Origin of the sequence: Paenibacillus sp. An7 (assembly GCF_009870785.1) — a bacterium.
Lineage (GTDB): Bacteria > Bacillota > Bacilli > Paenibacillales > Paenibacillaceae > Paenibacillus.
In genome coordinates, this window is sequence record NZ_WTWX01000001.1 from 109336 (window position 1) to 129403 (window position 20068).

Annotated in this window: 14 protein-coding genes; 1 reads left to right on the forward strand and 13 read right to left on the reverse strand. The window is 42.9% G+C overall.

Annotated elements, in window-relative coordinates:
* Positions 1–2: 2 nt before the first annotated feature.
* The 8 genes from GQY27_RS00485 to GQY27_RS00520 all read right to left on the reverse strand — a co-directional run bounded on the left by GQY27_RS00485 (position 3) and on the right by GQY27_RS00520 (position 11814).
* A complete protein-coding gene (locus tag GQY27_RS00485; RefSeq protein ID WP_160031560.1) occupies positions 3–914 on the reverse strand; it encodes a carbohydrate ABC transporter permease in 912 nt (303 codons plus the stop codon).
* Positions 911–3475: a DUF5696 domain-containing protein gene (locus GQY27_RS00490; RefSeq protein WP_236570417.1), complete on the reverse strand. Its 2565-nt coding sequence runs from the start codon at positions 3473–3475 to the stop codon at positions 911–913. The genes GQY27_RS00485 and GQY27_RS00490 overlap by 4 nt, the downstream gene beginning before the upstream one ends.
* Before the next feature lie 16 nt (positions 3476–3491).
* Complete coding sequence (locus GQY27_RS00495) at positions 3492–4118, reverse strand: YIP1 family protein (protein ID WP_160031561.1); 627 nt, start codon at positions 4116–4118, stop codon at positions 3492–3494.
* The gene (locus GQY27_RS00500) at positions 4115–5575 is read right to left on the reverse strand and encodes a hypothetical protein (RefSeq protein WP_160031562.1); all 1461 of its coding nucleotides are present in this window, start codon (positions 5573–5575) and stop codon (positions 4115–4117) included. Before GQY27_RS00500 ends, GQY27_RS00495 begins: the two co-directional genes overlap by 4 nt.
* A 16-nt stretch (positions 5576–5591) precedes the next feature.
* The gene (locus GQY27_RS00505; protein WP_160032009.1) at positions 5592–6455 is read right to left on the reverse strand and encodes a carbohydrate ABC transporter permease; all 864 of its coding nucleotides are present in this window, start codon (positions 6453–6455) and stop codon (positions 5592–5594) included.
* A 14-nt stretch (positions 6456–6469) separates the two neighbouring features.
* The gene (locus tag GQY27_RS00510; RefSeq protein ID WP_236570449.1) at positions 6470–7363 is read right to left on the reverse strand and encodes a carbohydrate ABC transporter permease; all 894 of its coding nucleotides are present in this window, start codon (positions 7361–7363) and stop codon (positions 6470–6472) included.
* Between the two features lie 78 nt (positions 7364–7441).
* Complete coding sequence (locus tag GQY27_RS00515; protein ID WP_160031564.1) at positions 7442–10339, reverse strand: extracellular solute-binding protein; 2898 nt, start codon at positions 10337–10339, stop codon at positions 7442–7444.
* A gap of 95 nt (positions 10340–10434) precedes the next feature.
* Positions 10435–11814 carry an ABC transporter substrate-binding protein gene (locus GQY27_RS00520; protein ID WP_160031565.1) on the reverse strand — a complete coding sequence of 460 codons (1380 nt, stop codon included), beginning with the start codon at positions 11812–11814 and terminating at the stop codon, positions 10435–10437.
* A 274-nt stretch (positions 11815–12088) separates the two neighbouring features.
* On the opposite strand from GQY27_RS00520, the gene GQY27_RS00525 reads away from it, so the two are divergent.
* Positions 12089–12838 (forward strand): response regulator transcription factor, encoded by a 750-nt coding sequence (locus GQY27_RS00525; RefSeq protein ID WP_160031566.1) that lies wholly within the window; start codon positions 12089–12091, stop codon positions 12836–12838.
* 127 nt (positions 12839–12965) lie between these two features.
* On the opposite strand, the gene GQY27_RS00530 is transcribed toward GQY27_RS00525, so the two are convergent.
* From GQY27_RS00530 to GQY27_RS00550, 5 genes are read right to left on the reverse strand one after another with little or no spacing between them, the layout of a single operon-like run.
* A complete protein-coding gene (locus GQY27_RS00530; protein WP_160031567.1) occupies positions 12966–13862 on the reverse strand; it encodes an ABC transporter ATP-binding protein in 897 nt (298 codons plus the stop codon).
* A 3-nt stretch (positions 13863–13865) separates the two neighbouring features.
* Positions 13866–16742, reverse strand: a complete 2877-nt coding sequence (locus GQY27_RS00535) for an ABC transporter permease (protein WP_160031568.1) — start codon at positions 16740–16742, stop codon at positions 13866–13868.
* A gap of 40 nt (positions 16743–16782) precedes the next feature.
* Positions 16783–17847: an efflux RND transporter periplasmic adaptor subunit gene (locus tag GQY27_RS00540; RefSeq protein ID WP_160031569.1), complete on the reverse strand. Its 1065-nt coding sequence runs from the start codon at positions 17845–17847 to the stop codon at positions 16783–16785.
* The gene (locus tag GQY27_RS00545) at positions 17828–18535 is read right to left on the reverse strand and encodes an ABC transporter ATP-binding protein (protein ID WP_160031570.1); all 708 of its coding nucleotides are present in this window, start codon (positions 18533–18535) and stop codon (positions 17828–17830) included. Before GQY27_RS00545 ends, GQY27_RS00540 begins: the two co-directional genes overlap by 20 nt.
* 19 nt (positions 18536–18554) lie before the next feature.
* Positions 18555–20021, reverse strand: a complete 1467-nt coding sequence (locus GQY27_RS00550) for a glycoside hydrolase family 43 protein (RefSeq protein WP_236570418.1) — start codon at positions 20019–20021, stop codon at positions 18555–18557.
* Positions 20022–20068 lie beyond the last annotated feature (47 nt).

A 20068-nucleotide genomic window follows, 5' to 3' on the forward strand; every position in this document is an offset into this window, starting at 1 on the left:
TCCTAATCCTGATAAAAGACTTTTCTAGATACGAGATACGTGCTGATCAACAGGATAATGGCTATTGCCACAAAATAAATCCAGGCCATTGCCGAGCTAAGACCAAAATTAAAATTCACGAAACCCGTATTACGAATTAGCTCCGTAAGATCATTACGAGAGAAGGAATCGATAATGGTATAAATCATATTTACCAGGATAATCGGACTAACCATGGGAAAGGTGATTTTCCAGAAAGCTTCATATCCTGTAGCACCCTCGATCTTCGATGCTTCATACAATTGAGGCGATATGGTCTGAATGGCTGCCAGGAAAATGAGGATCTGAACTCCAGATTGGCTGACAATCTGATAAATTCGGTCCACAGCTCCCGTCAAATAATCAACGATGGTTTCACTGACACCCGCCTGAAGCATCAGGTTCGAAAGTTCAAAACTGCCAAACCCTCTTAGAATACCTGAGCTCTGACTTTGGTCATTAATCGCCTGAACCAAGCTTGAGCTCTCTAAGCTCAGAATGATACCAGAAGACAAAATGACTGGTAAGAAAAACACCGATCTGGCTATCGACCGTAAAGCAAATTTCTGATTCAAGAGAACCGCCAGGAACAAGCTAAAGATGACAATCAGCGGTACATTGACCACCATATTAATGATCGCTTCCGTCAATGTACGGTTAAAGCTCGTATTGACTGTTAATGCTTCGATATAATTCTTCATTCCAGCAAACGATATGGAAATCCCCGATGAATTTGCTTCTACATTGCTGAAACTGTATCTGAGTGAAGATAACAATGGAACCAAAAAGAAGAAAATGAAACCCAATGCCCATGGCAAGACATAGATGAATCCCCAAAATGCTTTTTGTTGTGCGTAAGTTCGTTCTTTCAATCCAAGCTTCATAAAGGACTTCATGAATCTGCACCACCCGTCACATAACTCTCGGCTTCGATTGTTCGCCCGTCGAATGTAACGGCAGAGCGATTATAATTCACAATAATGAATAAGCCATTCTCATATTCTGTCCGATATACACCATCAGCAAGTTTCTCATGATGAGTAATGCTTTCATTCTTCACGTTCTTCAGGATTGCATTGACTTCACGGTAGATATCCGAAGCCTCATCGATCCATAGTTTGTAATTCACGGCATATAAATGACTGTCTTCTGAATCTTTTACTTTGTAGTTAGGTTCGTGAATCCATTCAAAATATACATTAGCCCCATATTCCAAACTTTTTAAAATGTATGGCTTCACATCGGTGTACGTAGATAGATTATAAGGGTCGCCTGTGTAATCGATGTATCCACGCACGACCATTTGATAAAATGGAATCTCTTCGTCTTCAATCTTAAACTTACTGCTCGTCATCGGTGCATTCATAATGTCTGTAAGGTATGGAAGTGTATAAGCATTTCCGCCCTCTGCCAAAACATCGATCCCCGATTCTTTTATTTTTTCAAGAGACTGTATGGATAACTGCTCAGATTCTATCCGATCAATCAGCTTATTTTTACGAAAATCACTGTTAAGTACATCTGCCAGATCTCTCAGTGAAATACCGCCTGTATCATATTTCTGGAATTCCTTTAGTAAGTCTTCCATCAATGCATTTGCTGTCTTTGGAGAAATAATGTACGAAGGCAGTCTGCTGCGATCTCGGCGTCCCATAGCTACATCGAGAGGATACAGCGTTGCAGGATCCCCTTTGAGCGTTCTTGCTGCTTCTTTTGCTTTATTAAAGCTAGAACCTGAATTGGCCATTAAAACGGCGACGTCTGGAAATAATGAAATGTTCTGCTCTTTTGCAAACGAAGCGAAGGATTTCATTCCTGACTTCCCGCCAATCGCCTCATCAACCGAGATTTTTTCAGGTACCTTATGATTGAGTCCTTTGTTAAACCATCCAGCATATTTGAGCTTAATATCACGGATATCACGTTCTTGTAATTCCGAAATAATGTCCTTAGCTTGATCGAAGGTAGTTAACGGTTCTAATGCCTGATAAGGAATGCCGGCAAAATGCTTTTGTTTTGAAATACTGCCAATCAGCTGTAGATAAAACGGAATATTATCCGAATTTTGTTCTGATTGTTCTTTTTGCGGAAGACCATTGTTCTGAGTTAGATATTGTTGATAATAAGTTGCCATTCCTGAATAGGAGGCTTGATTACTGCCAAGGAAAGCATACCGAATCGTAAAGTCGGTCGCCATTGGGCGCTCTTGAAATGAAGGAATGGAACGTTGTTGTCCATTCGCATCCAAGGTCAAATCTCTCTTATTCAGTACGGTAAAGCTTGGGTATACATAGTTGTAACTGTTTACCTTGCCGCTAATATCCGCATTGACCGTTGCTGCAGGTGCTCCTTCTTCAATAATACCGAGGAATGCTGCATTTTCCCGCATAATACCGAATACCGGCAATCTTATGGCTTCCGTACTTAGCGCATCTTCCGTTCGATCCATGGTTTTATCTGTACCATAGACCGGTTGTTGATAAGCAGGATACTGCGTTTTTCCATTGTTAAAATGAATGAGTGCACCTGATCCGTCCGGTACGAATAGAGAACCTTCCTCCTTTGAACTTCCTGCCCCAAAGTAACTAAGAAGAGACAGCGTTCCAAGAGGATATTTTTCCGGGTATTCAATTCGATCCGCAGGCACTCTTGCTACAAGACTGTCACCGTCCAGCGTGTATTCAATAGAAGCTAGGAACAATCGAGGTTCTGGTTTCGTTTGATCCAGGTTGTTTTCTTCAATATCGATGGCAAGCTCTTCTTCCGTATACCCTGCCTCTTCAAAAGCTTTGAGCGCTCGGTCGAGCTGAAGACCCTTTAATGCACCATCATTACGAACGAAAACCTCGGCATCACTGTCTTCTGTGTAAACTAGCATAAGTGCCCGCTGATTCGTTTTATCTAATTTAGCGAGAAGTCCTTCATAGCGCGTTTTACTGATCTTCTGCGGCATATCCTCAGCTGACTTGGCACTTGTCCCGAATTGATAATTCACTCTTACTCCATTCTCAATCGGTTCAAAATTAATTTGCTTATGCATCACTGCATCTGTATATGAGTTAACCGAATTCACTTGACCAAACGAGTTGTAATATTGAAGTTTCAGCTGCGCAGATAACTCACTCTTATTGACACCAGCAGCCAAAGCATCCGTATCTCGGTCAGAAGGATTGCTGTACCAAATTTCACCGCTGGCTTTATGAATGACCGCTACTGATCCAGATTCTTCGTCCACGAGAAATCGTAATGAATCATTTTCGGCTACTCCCTTCATATTCGCTGCACGGGAATCGGTAAAGGAAGCTGTCAGCGGCTTACCCTGATCAAATATTTTCGTCTCGTTCTTCGTTTGATTTGCGCTGACCAGTTCAGCTGAATTCGTACCAGAACAACTGCTGAGAAGCAGGCAGCAAACGATACCTACACCAATAAGTGCTTTTTTGGAATTCATATTCATCTCTCTCCCTCCTTCCCTAACTCCTCATAACCAGTTCTTGATAGATGACGGATATGAAGGACACAATTTGCTGAACCAGACTGAAAAACAGCATACCGATAAAGGCCATAAACCCCATTGCAACCACCGTTAGTAGCATAATGCCAATGGTTTTTGCAGGAGTGAATTGATGTACGGTCATATTGCCTACGAATAGCAGGAATAGAAACCATAAGATAGAAAGCGCATTGGAAAAATAATAAAACGTGGCTTCCTGTAAGGAAATGATGTTACTCAGCCAAATCCAAGGAAAGTTAATGATAACAAGGGGGAGTAAGGCAAAACATGTCGATGTAAAGATTTCAACAAATTTCCCTTCTCCATCCATAAGCGTAGTCAGTGACCAGTTGGCAACGCACCAAAATAGTACGGGAACAACGATATATACGACTTCCAAAAGACTATTCATGTCCTTCGGGTTATACAAGTTGACCAAAATACCACTGTACTGTGTGCTTAAAATATTCGTAATCACCAGAAAAAACAGAATGAGGTAAGAGATCATCAAATTCTTTTTCTGGCTTTGCTCATATTTCAAATCCCAAAATCCGTTAAACGGATGCACGATAAGCTGTAAAGGGAATGTTACGAGTTCTTTATTCAAGCAGACACACCTCTTTTTCTCCGCACGGATTTTCGGTATATACGAGCTCCTACGAAGGCCACAACACTCAGGACGAGTAAAGTCATGATCGTACCGAAATAATCTTGTAACAATTCTTTGCGGTAGAGCAGGAACGACTTGGAGTAATTAGCCAGATCCATACTTCGATCAAAATAACTCATTGCATCTTTATAATCCCCTTGTCTTAGCAGCGCTTTACCGATTCCAGAATAAGCAAATTCTAAATTTGCGTTCATATTTATCGTTTCATTAAATAACTCATAAGCTTTCTCTTCATCACCGCGATAATAGCTGCGTACAGCTTCATTAAGTGTTCTTCCATAAGCAGTCGTACGGAACAAAGTGATTTCACCCAATGCTTTATCAAGCACGATAAAGTCATCTCCTACACGTTCAATCGCTGTCGGTGTTTTAAATTCACCAAGCAGGTTACCAATACCGCCAAAGATATACATTAAGTGTCCATCTCCATTATATGTGAAAATTCTCCCGCGCTTCGAATCCAGCACGCTGTACATCTCACTATCGGAAACTTCGATATCAATCAATCGGGAAGGGCCTGCATCTACCGTATAATTAATATCGCCTTGGGGGTTAAAATAACCGGTTCGCCGCAAGATATCATTGCCTTGTGCGTTCAGTTTTTTAATATTGTCTCCCCACTGATCTCCGTTGGTTGCATAAATAAAACCTTCGTTATCAATGTCAAGATTCGTAAATTCCGTAGGTGTATACATAATCATCTGACTGCGCTGCGCTTGTGTGGAGATTCGCTTCCAAAAATAATCGATAGGATCGATTTTCACTCGGTTTGCACCAATAAAAGAAGTGAATACTCCCTCAGCATTAAATTCCATAAATCCGTCAAATACACCCGTCGACATGACGTACAGACGCTGTGCATTATCCATTACCACACGTACGGGCTGAAACTGAAAATTAGCTTGCAATAGATCCGACTCCGGCGCCCCAATCACTTTTACTAAATGAAAATCCTGGTCTAAATGAACGATTCGGTTGTTTCCTGTATCCGCAACGATTACATGATTCTGATCTGTAACGAACAGCCCTTGAGGATTGGAAAAGGTATCCTTCTCCCCATCATGATCGAAAGAGGTAATCGTAACCGCATCAGTGAAGCGATTATTCATTACAACAACTCTGTTGTTACCCGAATCAAGCACATAAATCCGCTGATCACTTGATACATGCAGATCACTAGGTTCTTTTAATGGTCCTACACCAAGATCAGCTCCGCTATACAACTCGGTTGCCTGATAGGCTGCAGGCGCTTCAACGGTCTCTCCCCAAAAAGAATAATTATACGAAGCTCCATCACCAGCAGCATTTGTCACTCCCCCGCCCAGCGTAACACCAAGCATGAAGCAGATTGCTGATAGGAGCAGCTTCTTACCTTTCGATTTCGTCTTCCGCATCGTGCAAGGCTCCCTTCTAATCCTTCATACCTGATGTCGCCATCGTCTGCATAACACTGCTTTGGGAAATAATGAAAAGCGTAATTGGTACAATCATCAGCAGCAGTGCAACGGCTGCCCCGACACCTGCTCTGGCGATACCACCTTGGATAATCTGACCCAGCGCATAATGAAGTGTCTTCAAATTTTCGCTGTAGATAAAGCTTCCTCCGTCTGATCCCCATAGTGCTGGAAATTGCAAAATCATTAGTGTAAGCCAGGCAGGCTTCACATTCGGCATAATAATACTCCAAAAAATACGATATTCAGTTGCTCCGTCAATTTTTGCAGCTTCGATAAGTGCATCCGGAATCTGTTCCATGAACTGCTTCATTAAGAACAAGCCAAGCGGAAAAGCAAGAGACGGAATAATAATAGAAGCATGTGTATTAATCCAGCCAAGCCATGACATAACCATGTAATTGGGAATGGCTGTAACATGTGGAGAGAACATCAAGGAAAGAATAACGATTGAAAACAGTATTTTCGAGCCAAAAAAGCGGTGCTTCGCCAGCGGATAAGCAGCTGCAGAAGCAAGTAAGATATGACCCGCTGTACCTATTAAGGTAATTAGTAGTGTATTAGCGATATACCTTGATAAAGGTACCCACGAATTACCCATTAAAGACACCAAGTCATAGAAATTATCCATCGTTGGATTGATAACAAAAAAACGCGGTGGAAAAATGAATATCTCATCCAGCGGCTTAAATGCGTTATTGATGGCATAAATAAGCGGTAATGCCATAAATGCACCAAATAATGCCAGGATGATGAACAACATAATGTTGACAGGTAAGGAACGGTTAAGTTTCTTCTGTGTCCGGAAAATATTTCTCATTTTTAATACCACGTCTATTCTCCCACCCTTCTAAGGAGTTTCTGCGTCAGCTTGTTCGAGCCAATCATTAAGAAGAACAAGACGGTTGCGATCGCTGAAGCATATCCCATCTCAAACCGAATGGTGCCATAGTCCATCAAATGCGTCACGACGGTATGAGCTGCATAGTTAACACTTGGGAAGCCTGCTAGAGCAATGGAGATATCTGCAACAGCAAAGGAGGCTGTGATTTGCATGACTGCCCCAAACATCAGTTGAGGTCTCATCGAAGGCAGAGTAATGTACCATAATTCCTGCCACCGATTTTTAATGCCGTCTACTGCTCCTGCCTCTACGAGCGTTTTGTCAATCGTCTGCAGTCCCGCAATAAATGCCAGGAAACTCGTGCCTAGACTGAGCCATAACTGAACGATCATTACAATGGCAAGGATATACTTCTCATCAAGCAGCCATTGAATGGGTTCTAGAATAAATCCCGCTTTCATTAAGAACCCATTCAAATAACCGTAACTATCTCCCGAAAAAATGATAAGCCATATAAAGAACACGTTTCCAGAAATCGAAGGTGCATAAAAAATGAGAGTCATGAACGCTCTGACCTTCGGTGATAACTCATTGATGATCCATGCAAATATAAAACAGGCTATATAACTGACTGGTCCTGTGATGACAGCGAACAGCAATGTGTTCTTTAGAGCAATCATGAAGATATCATCGTTCAAAAACAGTCTGGCGTAGTTCTGCCAACCGACAAAACGCGGAAACTCCAACATGTTGAAATAGAAAAAACTGAGACCGAATGACAATACAACGGGTATTACCGTAAATAAGAAAAAGATGATCATGTATGGACTCATTAACAGGTAAAAATGTTTGCTTCGATGAAATTCTTTCTTGATTCGAAACATTCGGCTTGGCCGTGTTGGATGGACGGCTTCTTTTATTGGCTGAACATTCGTTCTTGTCTGCACCTTTTCCCCACCCCCTTATTCGTAAGGCAAATTGAATTCCTTTCGCTTGATCTCGATTTCATCGTTAATGTAAAGGATATAATCTGAGAATGCTTCCCGTGGATTCTGATTCGCGTTCACTACTTTACGGAAGGCATTATCCAGATGCCTGCCTGTAAAATAACCGCCAGGTACTTGCGGAATCCCTTGTACCCATTTCCACTGACTTTCCAGATTCTTATAATCCTTCACAGGCCAAGGAAGTTCTTCCAATGCTTCTGTATTGGCTGTTGGGTACCTTGCCGCCTCACCCATCAGGCCTTCCATCTCTCTGCCGTAACTAATCTGAACATCTTTGTCTGTCCACCATTTCATAAATTCCCAAGCGGATTCCTTATCGTCCGCATTATTCAGCATCATAACTCCTGTTGTATGACTCGCTACCTCGTGGTTCACCGATCCATCGGCAAGTTTAGATCCGGGTACAATCGTGAAATCCCAAAGTCCTTTTATTTCAGGAGCCATTACGGTCAGCATGTTGTAGGTGGTGTAATCAGCAATACCGATTGGCATTTCTCCTGTCCGGAATCGGTTAGGGAAATCCGCTTGCAGCGGGAACTTATAACTGGTATAAAATTGTGTCCACTTTTTAAATGCATCCATGGAGATGTCAGAATCAAGCGTGCTTCGCATCCCGTTATCTTGATAGAATTCTCCACCATTTTGGTACAAAAGCATCGAAAAAGTCGCATTAGGTACAAGACTTGCATTTGATGACTCCAGAGGTAAATAGAATTCCATATTATGTTTTTGCAGCACAGAAATCATGTTGTAGATGTCCTGCCAGGTTTTTGGAGGCTCAAGTTCCAGTTCTTTTAATATATCTTTGCGATAAAATAACATAGGGAACGTCTGCTGCTCAGGGAGTGCATATACCCCTTCATCGTACATATACGGCGTGAGTCCACTTTCACGGAACCGGGCTGCAACATCATCATAATCATCAAATTGAGTCAGGTCCGCAGCAGCTCCCCGCATTGCATAGTTCACTGGAAGGTCTTCACCAATCTGCATTGCAATGTCCGGTCCTTCATCTGCAAGAGTAGCCGGCAGCAAGATGTTGGAAGGAACAAGTCTAAGATTTACAGAAATGTCCGTGTCAGGAGTGAACGTATCGTCGATTAATGCTTTCAGCACCTGAGCCTGATCTCGCCCTGTAGTTACCCATACATCAAGGGAACGATTGCCTTCAGTAATATTACCGATACTGTCGTAATCCTCGGTATAGGAAGCAATATAAGCACCAATTTCGTGCTTTATTTCTTCAAAAAAGGTAGCTTTCGCTCTTGGTAATTTCACGTCAGGTGACGAAACAACCATATAATCAAGAGAAAGCGGTTGTTCACGTACAGTCAGAATCCATGTTCCAAGTCCACCGACATTAATTTTGAATGAATCCAGTCGCTGAGCAATCGTCTCAGGACGCTGCATCATTTCTTTTAGCTGATATACCATCGCATAAAGAATAGCAACCTTATCACTCTTTTCTCCTGTCACTTTCTCTAGATAATCTGCTACATTTTGAATCGTCTCTGCTTGCTGTTCAAATACTTCTATCATATCTGGGATCCGCTTCTCGAGTTGATAATCACGATAAGGATCCGGTGTATTCGACGTAATCATCAGTATTTTTCGGTACATCTCATTCAGTTCCAGCACACTTGATTCAATTGTTCTTAGCAGCGGAGCAATTTCCCCAAGGGAGACGGTCATACGAATGTGGTGTTTCCCTTTTGTTAAGTGGAATAAATATGGCTCTTCTCCACCAAGGACGTTCGTCTGCCAATCACGATGAAATTTGAATTGAATTCGTTTCATTTCTTGGAATGGGTAATCCCCGTCAATCATTAAGCTTCTTGTCGCGTATATTCCACGAAGTTGATCCTGTTTTTCTTTTAGCGCAATCTGATATAATCCTTCCTCAGGAACTTCAATTTCCCATTCTATCCATTGACCTGGTAGTTTCCAGTTCGTACCACCGATCGAGTTGATTCGAATTTTAGATACATCATATGGAATTACGGTTGGACTCGAGCGGTCTGATATCGGAGCCAACGTTGGGGAAGACTTATATGCCGCATCCTCAGCTTGAATCAGCATATATTGATCCTTTACTGGTGTTAGTCCAGCAGAAGCATATTCACTGCTTACCTGCTCATACGTTTTCTGTCCTGACTGCTGATACAGTTCGATATAATCAATCGCCATTGGTTCTCTTAATGCGGTCAAAGAAATCTCTTGTTCACCGGATTCAAAATAAAACGAAAACGGTTCATCATAATAACCCTCTCGATCTGTTAAAGTGCCATGTTGCCATGAAGGTTTCTCAACTTGTCTTGGACGAAGATCATTATTCCGATCATCCTGCTGGATTTCATCCATTTTATTTCCCCAGATTCGGTCAAATAAAAGAATTTCCGCGCCTTTGAAAGGAACCTCTCCGTTAATTTCTAATTGTCTCTCAATAGCCGAGCTTTTCCCTTCGATCGGATAGTAATGTACTCTCACGTTATATAAACCTGCTTCCTCAATGGGCACAGACCAGGATATCGTTCCTTCTTCTGGTGTTAAGACAGCAGTCCCATCAAGTTCATATGGATGGTCCGCTATTTCGAATTCGCCGCCTGTAGCGTTTACATAACTTTCCCCTTCAATTCGGACTACACGGTCAGGTCTTGCCGCACCAGTATGACGTTCCAGGTATGCGGAATAATCGTTCTGATCATCTGAACTCACGATCGCTTCGAAATCAGATATCGGTTCGCTCTTTTCGCTGGCCATAATGGATTTCAAAGGATAAAAAGAGCCTGTAAATACGGCACATAAACTAAAAACGAGCAATGAAATAGCCCATCGTTTCTTATGGATGTTCAACGTTTTCTCCCCTCCAGCTGCATGACGTAATAAATTGATCCACAGCCCCTTTAAACAAATGCTTAAAGGGGCTGCCAAGGATCAATATCTAACGTTTAATTGCCGTATACTTCGTCAATCGCTGCTTGAAAAGTTCCTTTGTACTTCTCAACTACGGTTGAAACAGAAACCCCGCTGTTCAACTCTCCTTGAAAATCATAAAATTTCAGATTTGGAAACGTATGATGATCGAGCACGAGCATATTCGGTGCAACCAATTTTGCATTGTTCAGATCTTCTTCAGTTGAGAATACGGTTTCATACGAACTTTGATCTGGGTAATCATATGCGGAATCGATATCGTTAATCTTTTCCCATATATACATTAACTGCTCCGGATTCTCTACGGATTTTGGAATGGTAAGGGCTTGAAAAAGTGCCTCTGCCGAATGGTATTCGGTTGCACTTGGACCTTTAGGGAAAGGGACGAAACCTATATCATAGTCAGGCATATCCGTCTTCAACCCGTTAAGTTCATGCAGTGCACCGGCGTACATTAACGTATTTCCTTGACGAACAAACTGACCCGGTTCAGTCCAGTCTCCGCCTTCTGTTGGTCTTGTGACTTGCTCATTAGCGATACGGTTAACAAAGTTAAGAGCCTCCACTGTGGCTGGATCATCTAGATTCTGTTTTTCGCCTTTGGTAAGTGAAGTATTATTAGAATACAAAGCTTGCTCTAAAAGAGAATTATTTGCCAACCCCCATGTATCGAGCTTGCCATCGTTATTCGTATCTCTGTTTGCCTCTTTAGCAACTTGAATAAAAGTATCCCAGTTCCAATTGTCTTCATTTACGTAATCTTGAAGCGGTTTAATACCGAGTTGGTTCATTAGCGTGCGGTTGTAGAAAATCCCCACGACTAGATTCGCCTGATTCTCAGTAAATCCATACCCTCTGCCTTCATAAGTGAAGTATTCATTCGTTACCTTTTGATTAAAGGCAACAGGATTCTTTGTATATTCATCGATAGGCCAAAGCAAATCTTGTTTAACCAGAGCTGGAACCGCATAAGTTTTACCAAGACGAACAATATCTCCAAGAGGCTCGCCTGCAAGGAGCGAAGCTGTCACCTTTTCTTGATACTCCCCATAATCAACAGCCAAGTATTCCACTTTGAAATTATGTTTTTCCATTAATGCTTCGAGGTTTTTCTTACGCTGAATATTATCTGGGTTATCCTCGCCGATCGTCATATCCCACCACGAAACGACTTTGATTGTTCTGCCACCCATATCAAAATCCATATCCGGGGTGCTGTATACACCCTCTTCATCTGTGTTGCCAGCTACATCCTCGCCGCTGTCTACCTTACCGACATCTTCCGTTGGTGTAACATCTGTGTTGACCTCTTTCTCGTTGCCTGAACCGCTGCTACAAGCTACAAGCAACACCATTATCATGAATAACACAATGATCGTTTTGCTGATCCGCATGATTCAATCCCCCTCTTGATTTGTGAGCACAATCAAAGTGTAGCGCTTACATAATAAGGCAAACAACCTGCCATATACGTGTTTTAATACCCCTCAAAATATAGGTTCCCGGGCAGCATCCATTCGTAATGTGAGAAGAAGTAAACAAAAGTTAGATAAATAAAGATATGCACATTGAGAATTTTCCAATATTTTTCCATAATGAAAGCGTAATCATTTTTTTACATAGAGAGGATCACATGATTCATAAATAATCACATGGGGGGCTATGATTATGTATAAGATCCTGTTCGTTGATTTACATCATCATTGGGATGCAAATAGTCAAGATTTCTTTAATTGGAGTAATCTCGGTTTCATATTAGAAGATTACACGAATGAATCCGATTCTGCTTTATCTCTCATCAAATCAAAATGTTATTCTCTGCTGATCATTGATATTGTAAAATGCCCTGAACAAGGGATTACACTATGCAAGCATGTACGTACAATAAGTCCTGTTCCCATTATTCTCATCAGCGATAGTACTGACTTTCAGCTTGCCCGAAAAGCAATGCAATACCAGGTCAGCGACTACTTACCTGCCCCCGTTTCCAGCGAAGATATGACAACATGTCTACAGCTTATGAATCGAAAATTAAATGAAGAAAAAGCAGAGAATAAGAAAGCCAGTTATGATATAGCGGATGATCTAGAAGAATCCGTTATTGATAAAGTGAAAGAATATGTGACCGAATCTCTTGGACAGAATATCACCTTAAAGGAAATATCGAGCACTTTACATTTTAACTACTCATATCTCGGACAAAAATTTAAATATCACGAAAATATGACCTTTAATGCCTATTTGTTGCAGCAACGTATGGAAAAAGCAAAGCAGCTTCTTGAAAAGACCGAAATGAAAGTATACGAAATTGCTAATGAAGTGGGATATTATGAAATGGATTGGTTTTATAAAAAGTTCAAGCTATACACGGGTGTGAGTGCCAACGAATATCGAAAAATGAAAATGGTCACCGCGTAAAATGGTTGAACCAAACCCTTCTTTTTTCCATACAAAATAGCCGCTTACTTATCTTTAAGTAAGCGGCTATTTTCGCAGATATTTGGGTATTATTAGTTACTCAATCTTACTCAATCTCTTTCTTGTTCTAACCAGACAATTTTGTCTCATCAGGAGGGTAAAGAACAATCCGCCCCTCCTCCATTTCCACACGAACTTTATTACTGTCCTTAAATTCTTCTGCATCGAGGTACCCTGCTGGGATCTGAAGTCTCCCCGCCTTGTCAATAACAGCATATTCGATATGACTGTCTGACATCTTTTGCTTTTCCTCTGCATCCAATAGAGCAAGTTCCTCCGAATAAGAGGTCCGCCGAATCATCTCTGCTGAGGTCTTACCATCTCGAATTTGAACAACCCGGTCTACCTTCTGGGCTAAATGCGGATCATGTGTAACAATGACGACCGTAAGACCCGTAGAACGGTTAAGAGATCGAAATAGATCCAGGACTTGGTCCGATGTACTCGTATCAAGCGACCCGGTGGGCTCATCTGCCAGTAGTAAACGCGGGTTATTAGCAAGTGCAATGGCGATTGCTACCCGCTGCTGTTCACCACCAGACAGCTCGCTTAAGCGATTTTTCATCCGTTTTTCCAGTCCAACCGCGGTAAGCAGCTCTATTGCACGCGCCCGGCTCCGCTTGCCGTGCAGCAGCATCGGCAGTTCAACATTCTCTATGGCTGATAAATACGGAATCAGGTTACGGGAGTTATTTTGCCATACGAACCCTACCGTCTCTCGTTTATACACCTTTAAATCTTTCTCTGTAAAAGAAAGCATGTCTTTACCATCTACAAATAATTTGCCTGCTGAAGGCTTATCGAGCCCGCCAAGCATATTGAGCAGCGTAGATTTACCGCTGCCTGAATTGCCGATGATTGCCATAAGTTCGCCATCTTCTATCGTCATATCGAGTCCTTGAAGCGCAACGACTTCAAGTTCGGCCGTTTTATATATTTTCACAAGTCCTTCGCAATATATCAAGGCTTACTCCTCTCCCAGTCTCAACGCCTCGGCAATTCGGGTACGTGATAAACGGAAACTGATTACGGTAAGTCCAATGATCAGCATACTTCCGATAATACCATATACTTGTAAATAGTCGCTGAGCTGATATGTGATTTGAAAAGGCGGTACCTGATCTGTTGTCGCAAATGACATTTCAAACAAAGGAACAAATCGTTCGCTTGTTACATTACCGATCATCACTCCTATGAGGACAGCAGCTACCGAAGTTAACATCTGCTCGCTGACAAGCATACCGATGATGTGCCGAAAAGGCATACCCATTGCCCTGAGCACTCCATATTGGAGCGATCTTCCCGCTAATGTTAATGTCCAGAACAGCAGAAAACCAAAGAAACAAATGAGCATAGAAATGACAAATCCAAGCGTCATCACTCCATTAATAGCCATACGGAAAGGGTCATTCACGGAACGAACCAGCTCTTGCGTCGCGTCCCGAAGGCTTGTAACGGGTACCTTACTCTGTTCCAACTGCGTATAGATATCTTGGCTGGACACCCCGTCCTTCAGCTTGAGCCATACTTCATATGGCTCAATGGCCAGCCTGTTCTGAATGGTGCTTAGATGTCCGACAATCAGAAAGGGGTCTGTTCCCTTACCTTCCGCATCACGACTAACAGCGAGCGGATTCCAACTTGGCCAGTAATCGATGATGCCATAGACGGTAAGCGGAATTTGATTGAGTCCATCCCATGCAACACTGATGGTATCACCCGGTTCTAGCTTCGCTTTATCCGCGAGCGAACGTGAGATGAGAACCGCTTTCGGATTTGGAGCAATCAGATTTAGATAGCTGTTCAATGGATAATCCATTAGTCCATTCTTCATCCACGCTGTATTACCAAACTCTAGCGTATTGATGCCTATGAGTTCTACCTTTCCTGATGTGCCGCTCTCTTTTGCACTAAAACGTGCTTCCTCTTTCCGAAAAACTTTAGCTACTGACTCTGCACCTTCCAGTTCTTCAAATGGGGTAAAAGGAGGTTCCGTATACTGCACACGTCTTTGTTCGGTAAATTCACTATTCGCTGAACCCGTCTGAGCTGCTGAAGCCATATTGACAGGTGGTAGTGCATTGCTTTCCCATTTGGACGTAATTACGATATCTGTTCCTACGGAATACTTAATTTTGCTATCCAGATTATCGTTAATCGTTCGAGCCGCATTTGCGCTGAATATACCTGTTGCGACGGTCATAATTAGAAACACATTGATTGTTAGATACTGTCCGGAAGAGCGGCTAATCTGTACGAGTGAGCTATAAAGCGGCGGGGACCACCATTTCTTACCTGATACGTAAATGATCCGAATCAGCCAAGGATATACCCGCAGCACAAGGAGTCCTCCGCCGAGAATGAATAATGCAGGTATTAAAAACACGAGCGGATCCATTTGCAGCAATTCTGAATCCAGTGCCAACCGCTTTAAATCAGCCTGTCTTTTATTGAAATTATAAAGCAAATACAATGAGATTCCGACTAAAAGGAAATCGATTCCCGCCTTATACCAGAACGGAGTATGAGCAAGCCGGGCACTCTGCTGCTTATGACTGACGATACTTACTTTTGAAGCAAGAAACGCAGGAATTAATATAAGCAAAATGGCGCCTGTCACAGCAATGACGGCAATTCGATAAGCATCACTTGATAAGCTGATTTCGAGAGCGGAACGCTGAACAAACTCGAGGAACCCGTTAGAAGCTCCAAGTATTTTAGTGAACCATACCCCAAGTATAGGTCCAACAGCCAGTGCGCTGATGCCTAGAAGTGTACTTTCGAGTACGTAAATACACATGATCTGAAAACGACTGGCACCTCTGCTTCGCAGTACAGCGATTTCCGTCTTCTGCCGATCAATGATAAGATTCGCGGACATATATATGTAGAATGCCAACATCATCATAACGGGGACATAGAGAGACAACATCATTAAGTCAAGCTTCTTTTGTTTTCCCTCATACGATGCTACCGTCTCGGTCGCTGGAATATTTACTTCTTCCACTCCAAGTTTCCCGCGAAAATAACGTTTCACGTCCGTAGCTGCTTTGGTGAACTGTCCTGTTTTCTCTACCGTTAGCTGTTCGTAGTTCAAGGCAAAACGCCACTCTAGTTCGGTAAGGCGGGCTTTTCCACCTTCGATAAATTCACGCTCAAATTGCTCGAAAGGAATAAGAAAACCATTCTCTTCGTCTGTTGTCAAATAGGGGAGATAGGGGTCCGCAGCCGGATCCGTTTCAATCAAACCAACAGGAATTACACGGAATGTACTACGATCTGCTTCCGGCGATACCATCAACAGTTCATCGCCAAGTCCGCGTTTTACTGACAAAAGAAACTTCTGTGTCACAAGCGCTTCAAATACACCATCTTGCCGGTCCAGCGGCATACGCCCCTCAGTCAGCTTGACCCGTTTTTCCATATCAGATAAAGACTTGAAAATCCCTGTTGTTTTCTGTATCTTCTTTTCCTGGTCAGAAGCGTCGGCTCCATATACTTTCATCTTATGAGTCTTGCGCTGCTGGTAGGAAGACATCGCCTCGATTCCCGTTCGCTCCGGGATACTTGCAGCAAATTGATCAGCACGAGAGATCGCACTAGTCGTCTTCTCATCCATTACAGAAGAAGATACACTTGTACTAATGCGCATAAACCCAGGATATACACCGCTCTGATGCTGGATCTCCTGTAATTCCTTGGTCAATGTCCGCTGCAAAATGGCATCTGAATAGAGCGGCATAGAACTAAACAACGCCACACATATGGTTAGGCCAAACCACAAATTAAGTTGCAGCCATTTGTTACTTGCCATTTTGCGAAGGATCATCGTCCACAAAGCCATATGATCACCCCCTCCTTCCTGCCCTGAAAGTAGATAAATTTTAATTATTCAAGATAACTTGCTGAGTTTCTTCGAGACCTTTCACAACCTCCACCTGTGTAGGTGTGGTAAGTCCAAGTTCCACATCGACTTCTTTCCGCTGGTCACCTTCAGCTACTTGAACATAACTGCGCCCCATGTAAGAGCGAATCGCAGACCTTGGAAGAAGGATTACGTTCTCACGGCTTTGTAATTTAATTGTGAGTTCCGCGCTGTGACCGATTTTCACATCACTTGGAGCATCTTTCATGCCGATAATGATGGTCACTGAATTACGCTCCGACTTTGCTTCATCCGTCGTCTGAGGCGCTTCTGCAGGGGATTGTAACACCGTACCCTCATAATCCTTACCTTTGTATTTTAAACCTACCGGCATTCCAGTTTGGACTGATAGTAAATCTTTGGAATCAGAAGCGGTATAAATAAGCTTCATATCGGAAGGATCAGCAACCGAAATTATGGTTTGATAAGCGCTTACAATATCGCCTGTGTTTAATGTTTCCGTAAAGGTAACAATTCCGGAGATCGGAGCATAAATTCTTGCTGAGGACAGTTTCTTCTCCATATTGTCCAGCTGCAATTCCTCTCGCTCCATATCAATTTCACGCAGTCGAAGTTCTGTTTTAACAAGACCGGATTGCTGAGCCTCTTTGTACAATAATCTCGCACGCTCAACGTTCAATTTCTGTAAACGGATTTGAAGATCGAGATCGTCTGTTTCCAGCTCCGCCAGTAATTCCCCGGCCTTTACCTCTTCTCCAACTTTCGCCTTCATAGACTTTAGACGTCCTCCGTTCTCTTTAAAGAACAGCGTCGCTGAGCTTGCAGAAACAAAATTGGCCGTACCTCTTAAAGAAGTCTCGATATTGCCACGGGTCGCCTCCACAATATCAAGTTCTTCCTCGGCAGGCTGAACAAGCGGCGGCTGAAGACTTTCGTCTTCAACTGGAAGAAGAGAACAGCCTGTAAGAGTTAGCATTGCAGCGAGAAGAATGCTTACCTTTACATTTGGTTTTCTTTTATTCGTACGATGATGCTTATATCGATTAGGGTACAATTTTGCCATCCTCCAATGCAATAACATAGTCAGCAAGCTCCATGATCCCCGGATCGTGTGTTGTTAGGACAATCGTCATTCCTGAATCTTGCACTAGATCCCGAAATACACGCATCACCTGCAGACCCATCTTGCTGTCCAGCTCAGCCGTAGGTTCATCAGCAATTAGAATGGCAGGCTCATGTGCGATCGCTCTTGCGATCGCCACGCGCTGCTGCTCACCGCCCGATAATTCCATAGGACGATGTTTCATTCTATCCTTCATACCCACTCGCTCAAGTGCTCGTTCTGCAGCTTCTTGATTTCCTTTAACAGACTCGCCTGCAATGCGAAGACCAAATTCAACATTTTCGTATGCTGACATAAGTGGGATCAGCCCAAACGATTGAAAGACGAGTCCAATTTCTTTACGGCGAAGCTTGCTTCTTTCTGCTTCCGACAGCCCCGTAATTTGTTGTCCCTGCAGAATAACTTTTCCTTCTGTCGGTTCATCTAGAGCAGCAAGAATATTAAGAAGCGTAGTTTTCCCTGAGCCTGATCTTCCTTGCAGTGCCACCATGCTGTGGGCGGGCACAGTTAGATGAATATTATCTAGTGCAGTGACCATCGTATTCCCTCGCCCAAACCTTCGGTATACACCGACAGCCTCAAGAATCGAATCACCGTATGTCTTCCTATCCTGCTCAGTATATGGCATGCGGCACCCCCTCTTTAGACTAACGAATGAATTGCCATGCACCTAATTGGAACAGTTCTTTCTCTGATTCCCCTCTAAAAACAAAATAAATATCATGAATTCCTTCTACATTTGAAATTTCTGTGCTGATTACCTGCCACCGCTCCACGTCTTCTGTATGTGGTACGACAAGGGTTCCTAACAGCTCACCGTTTGGATGATCCATCCGAATTTCAATTTCGCCTGCATTTGTTCCAACAACCCAAGCCTGGATTGAGGAAGCACCTTCGGAAAAATCTGCATTCGCTGCTGCGATCCAATCACCATCATGTATATTTGAAATGACAAGTTTATCGGAATGTTCGTCTTCATCTACCACAGTAATAGGACGGACTTTTATTCCAGCATTCCATGCCATAGTTACCGCATCAATAATATGAAATGGATTTAGCGTTTTAATTGGGTCCACACCCTTTAAATCTGCCGTGATCTCTTTTATATCCCCATTTTCGGTAAACTCGACTTGATTAAGATGTGTGGAACGGTATCCTTTAGGAACACCCATTGCAGCTGATAGAGTCTGAGCATGATAAGCGATATACCATGTTTCTTGAAGTGAGAAGATGGCATGATGATTATTACCGCCTACACCAAAAAAATGACCTGGATTTTTCAGAATCGTATTTTGATAAGTCCAAGGCCCCATCGGATGATCACTCGTCATATAAGCAATCTCTCCCGCCGGTGGACTACCTTCAGGACGTTCTCCAGGATAAAAATTTGAACAATATGTGTAATAGTACACCCCATTATATTTATGGATGCCCGCAGACTCGAACATGAACGGAGCTTCTATTACTTTCGCTTCGCCAACAACGCTGATCATATCATCACCAAGCTGAATAACTCGGGCGGTATTTGGCATCTCCGATTTTCCTTCGGGGATCCCTCCTCCATAATACAGGTACCCTGTTCCATCTTCATCGACCAGAACAGCAGGATCAAATAACCAGGTCACACCTGTAGCTGCCGGCATTCCCCGTGATATAAGCGGCTTGCCGATAGGGTCCACCCAAGGCCCAGTCGGGCTGTCACTTGTTAACACTCCAATTCCGCTTGCATTATTAGCAAAGTATAAGAAAAATTCATCTTTTCCGTTGCGCTTTTTATGAGCAGCAGCGGGTGCCCAGGATTGTGTCGCCCATTTTGCAGCACCTTCTGCACCTGCCGCCTTAATTGCGCCGTGATCTGTCCAATTAATCAGATCTTCAGAAGAAATTACAGAAAGGGTATTGATTGTCCCATACGTATTCTCTTTTACATTCCCTTCCGTATCATGCTCCAGTACATCGTGAGTATTGTATAAATACACCCGTTCCTTATACACCAGTGCGTAGGGATCTGCACCAAATTTATGGGATACGACGGGGTTACCATTCCGAGGCAGCTTGCCAACCGCCTTCGCCTGTGCGTTATGACTGAACTTTACTTCATCACTTGTGTTCATTGTTTTCTTCATCTCCTCGTTAAGTAATCATACTCTCAGATTGCGAT

Bases quoted from the DNA above. Each gene is read 5' to 3' on its own strand.
- GQY27_RS00520 (WP_160031565.1), bottom strand. From the start codon at position 11,814: ATGCGGATCAGCAAAACGATCATTGTGTTATTCATGATAATGGTGTTG.
- GQY27_RS00505 (WP_160032009.1), bottom strand. From the start codon at position 6,455: ATGAGAAATATTTTCCGGACACAGAAGAAACTTAACCGTTCCTTACCT.
- GQY27_RS00545 (WP_160031570.1), bottom strand. From the start codon at position 18,535: ATGCCATATACTGAGCAGGATAGGAAGACATACGGTGATTCGATTCTT.
- GQY27_RS00540 (WP_160031569.1), bottom strand. From the start codon at position 17,847: ATGGCAAAATTGTACCCTAATCGATATAAGCATCATCGTACGAATAAA.
- GQY27_RS00510 (WP_236570449.1), bottom strand. From the start codon at position 7,363: ATGTTTCGAATCAAGAAAGAATTTCATCGAAGCAAACATTTTTACCTG.
- GQY27_RS00535 (WP_160031568.1), bottom strand. From the start codon at position 16,742: ATGGCTTTGTGGACGATGATCCTTCGCAAAATGGCAAGTAACAAATGG.
- GQY27_RS00550 (WP_236570418.1), bottom strand. From the start codon at position 20,021: ATGAACACAAGTGATGAAGTAAAGTTCAGTCATAACGCACAGGCGAAG.
- GQY27_RS00525 (WP_160031566.1), top strand. From the start codon at position 12,089: ATGTATAAGATCCTGTTCGTTGATTTACATCATCATTGGGATGCAAAT.
- GQY27_RS00485 (WP_160031560.1), bottom strand. From the start codon at position 914: ATGAAGTCCTTTATGAAGCTTGGATTGAAAGAACGAACTTACGCACAA.
- GQY27_RS00500 (WP_160031562.1), bottom strand. From the start codon at position 5,575: ATGCGGAAGACGAAATCGAAAGGTAAGAAGCTGCTCCTATCAGCAATC.
- GQY27_RS00490 (WP_236570417.1), bottom strand. From the start codon at position 3,475: ATGAATATGAATTCCAAAAAAGCACTTATTGGTGTAGGTATCGTTTGC.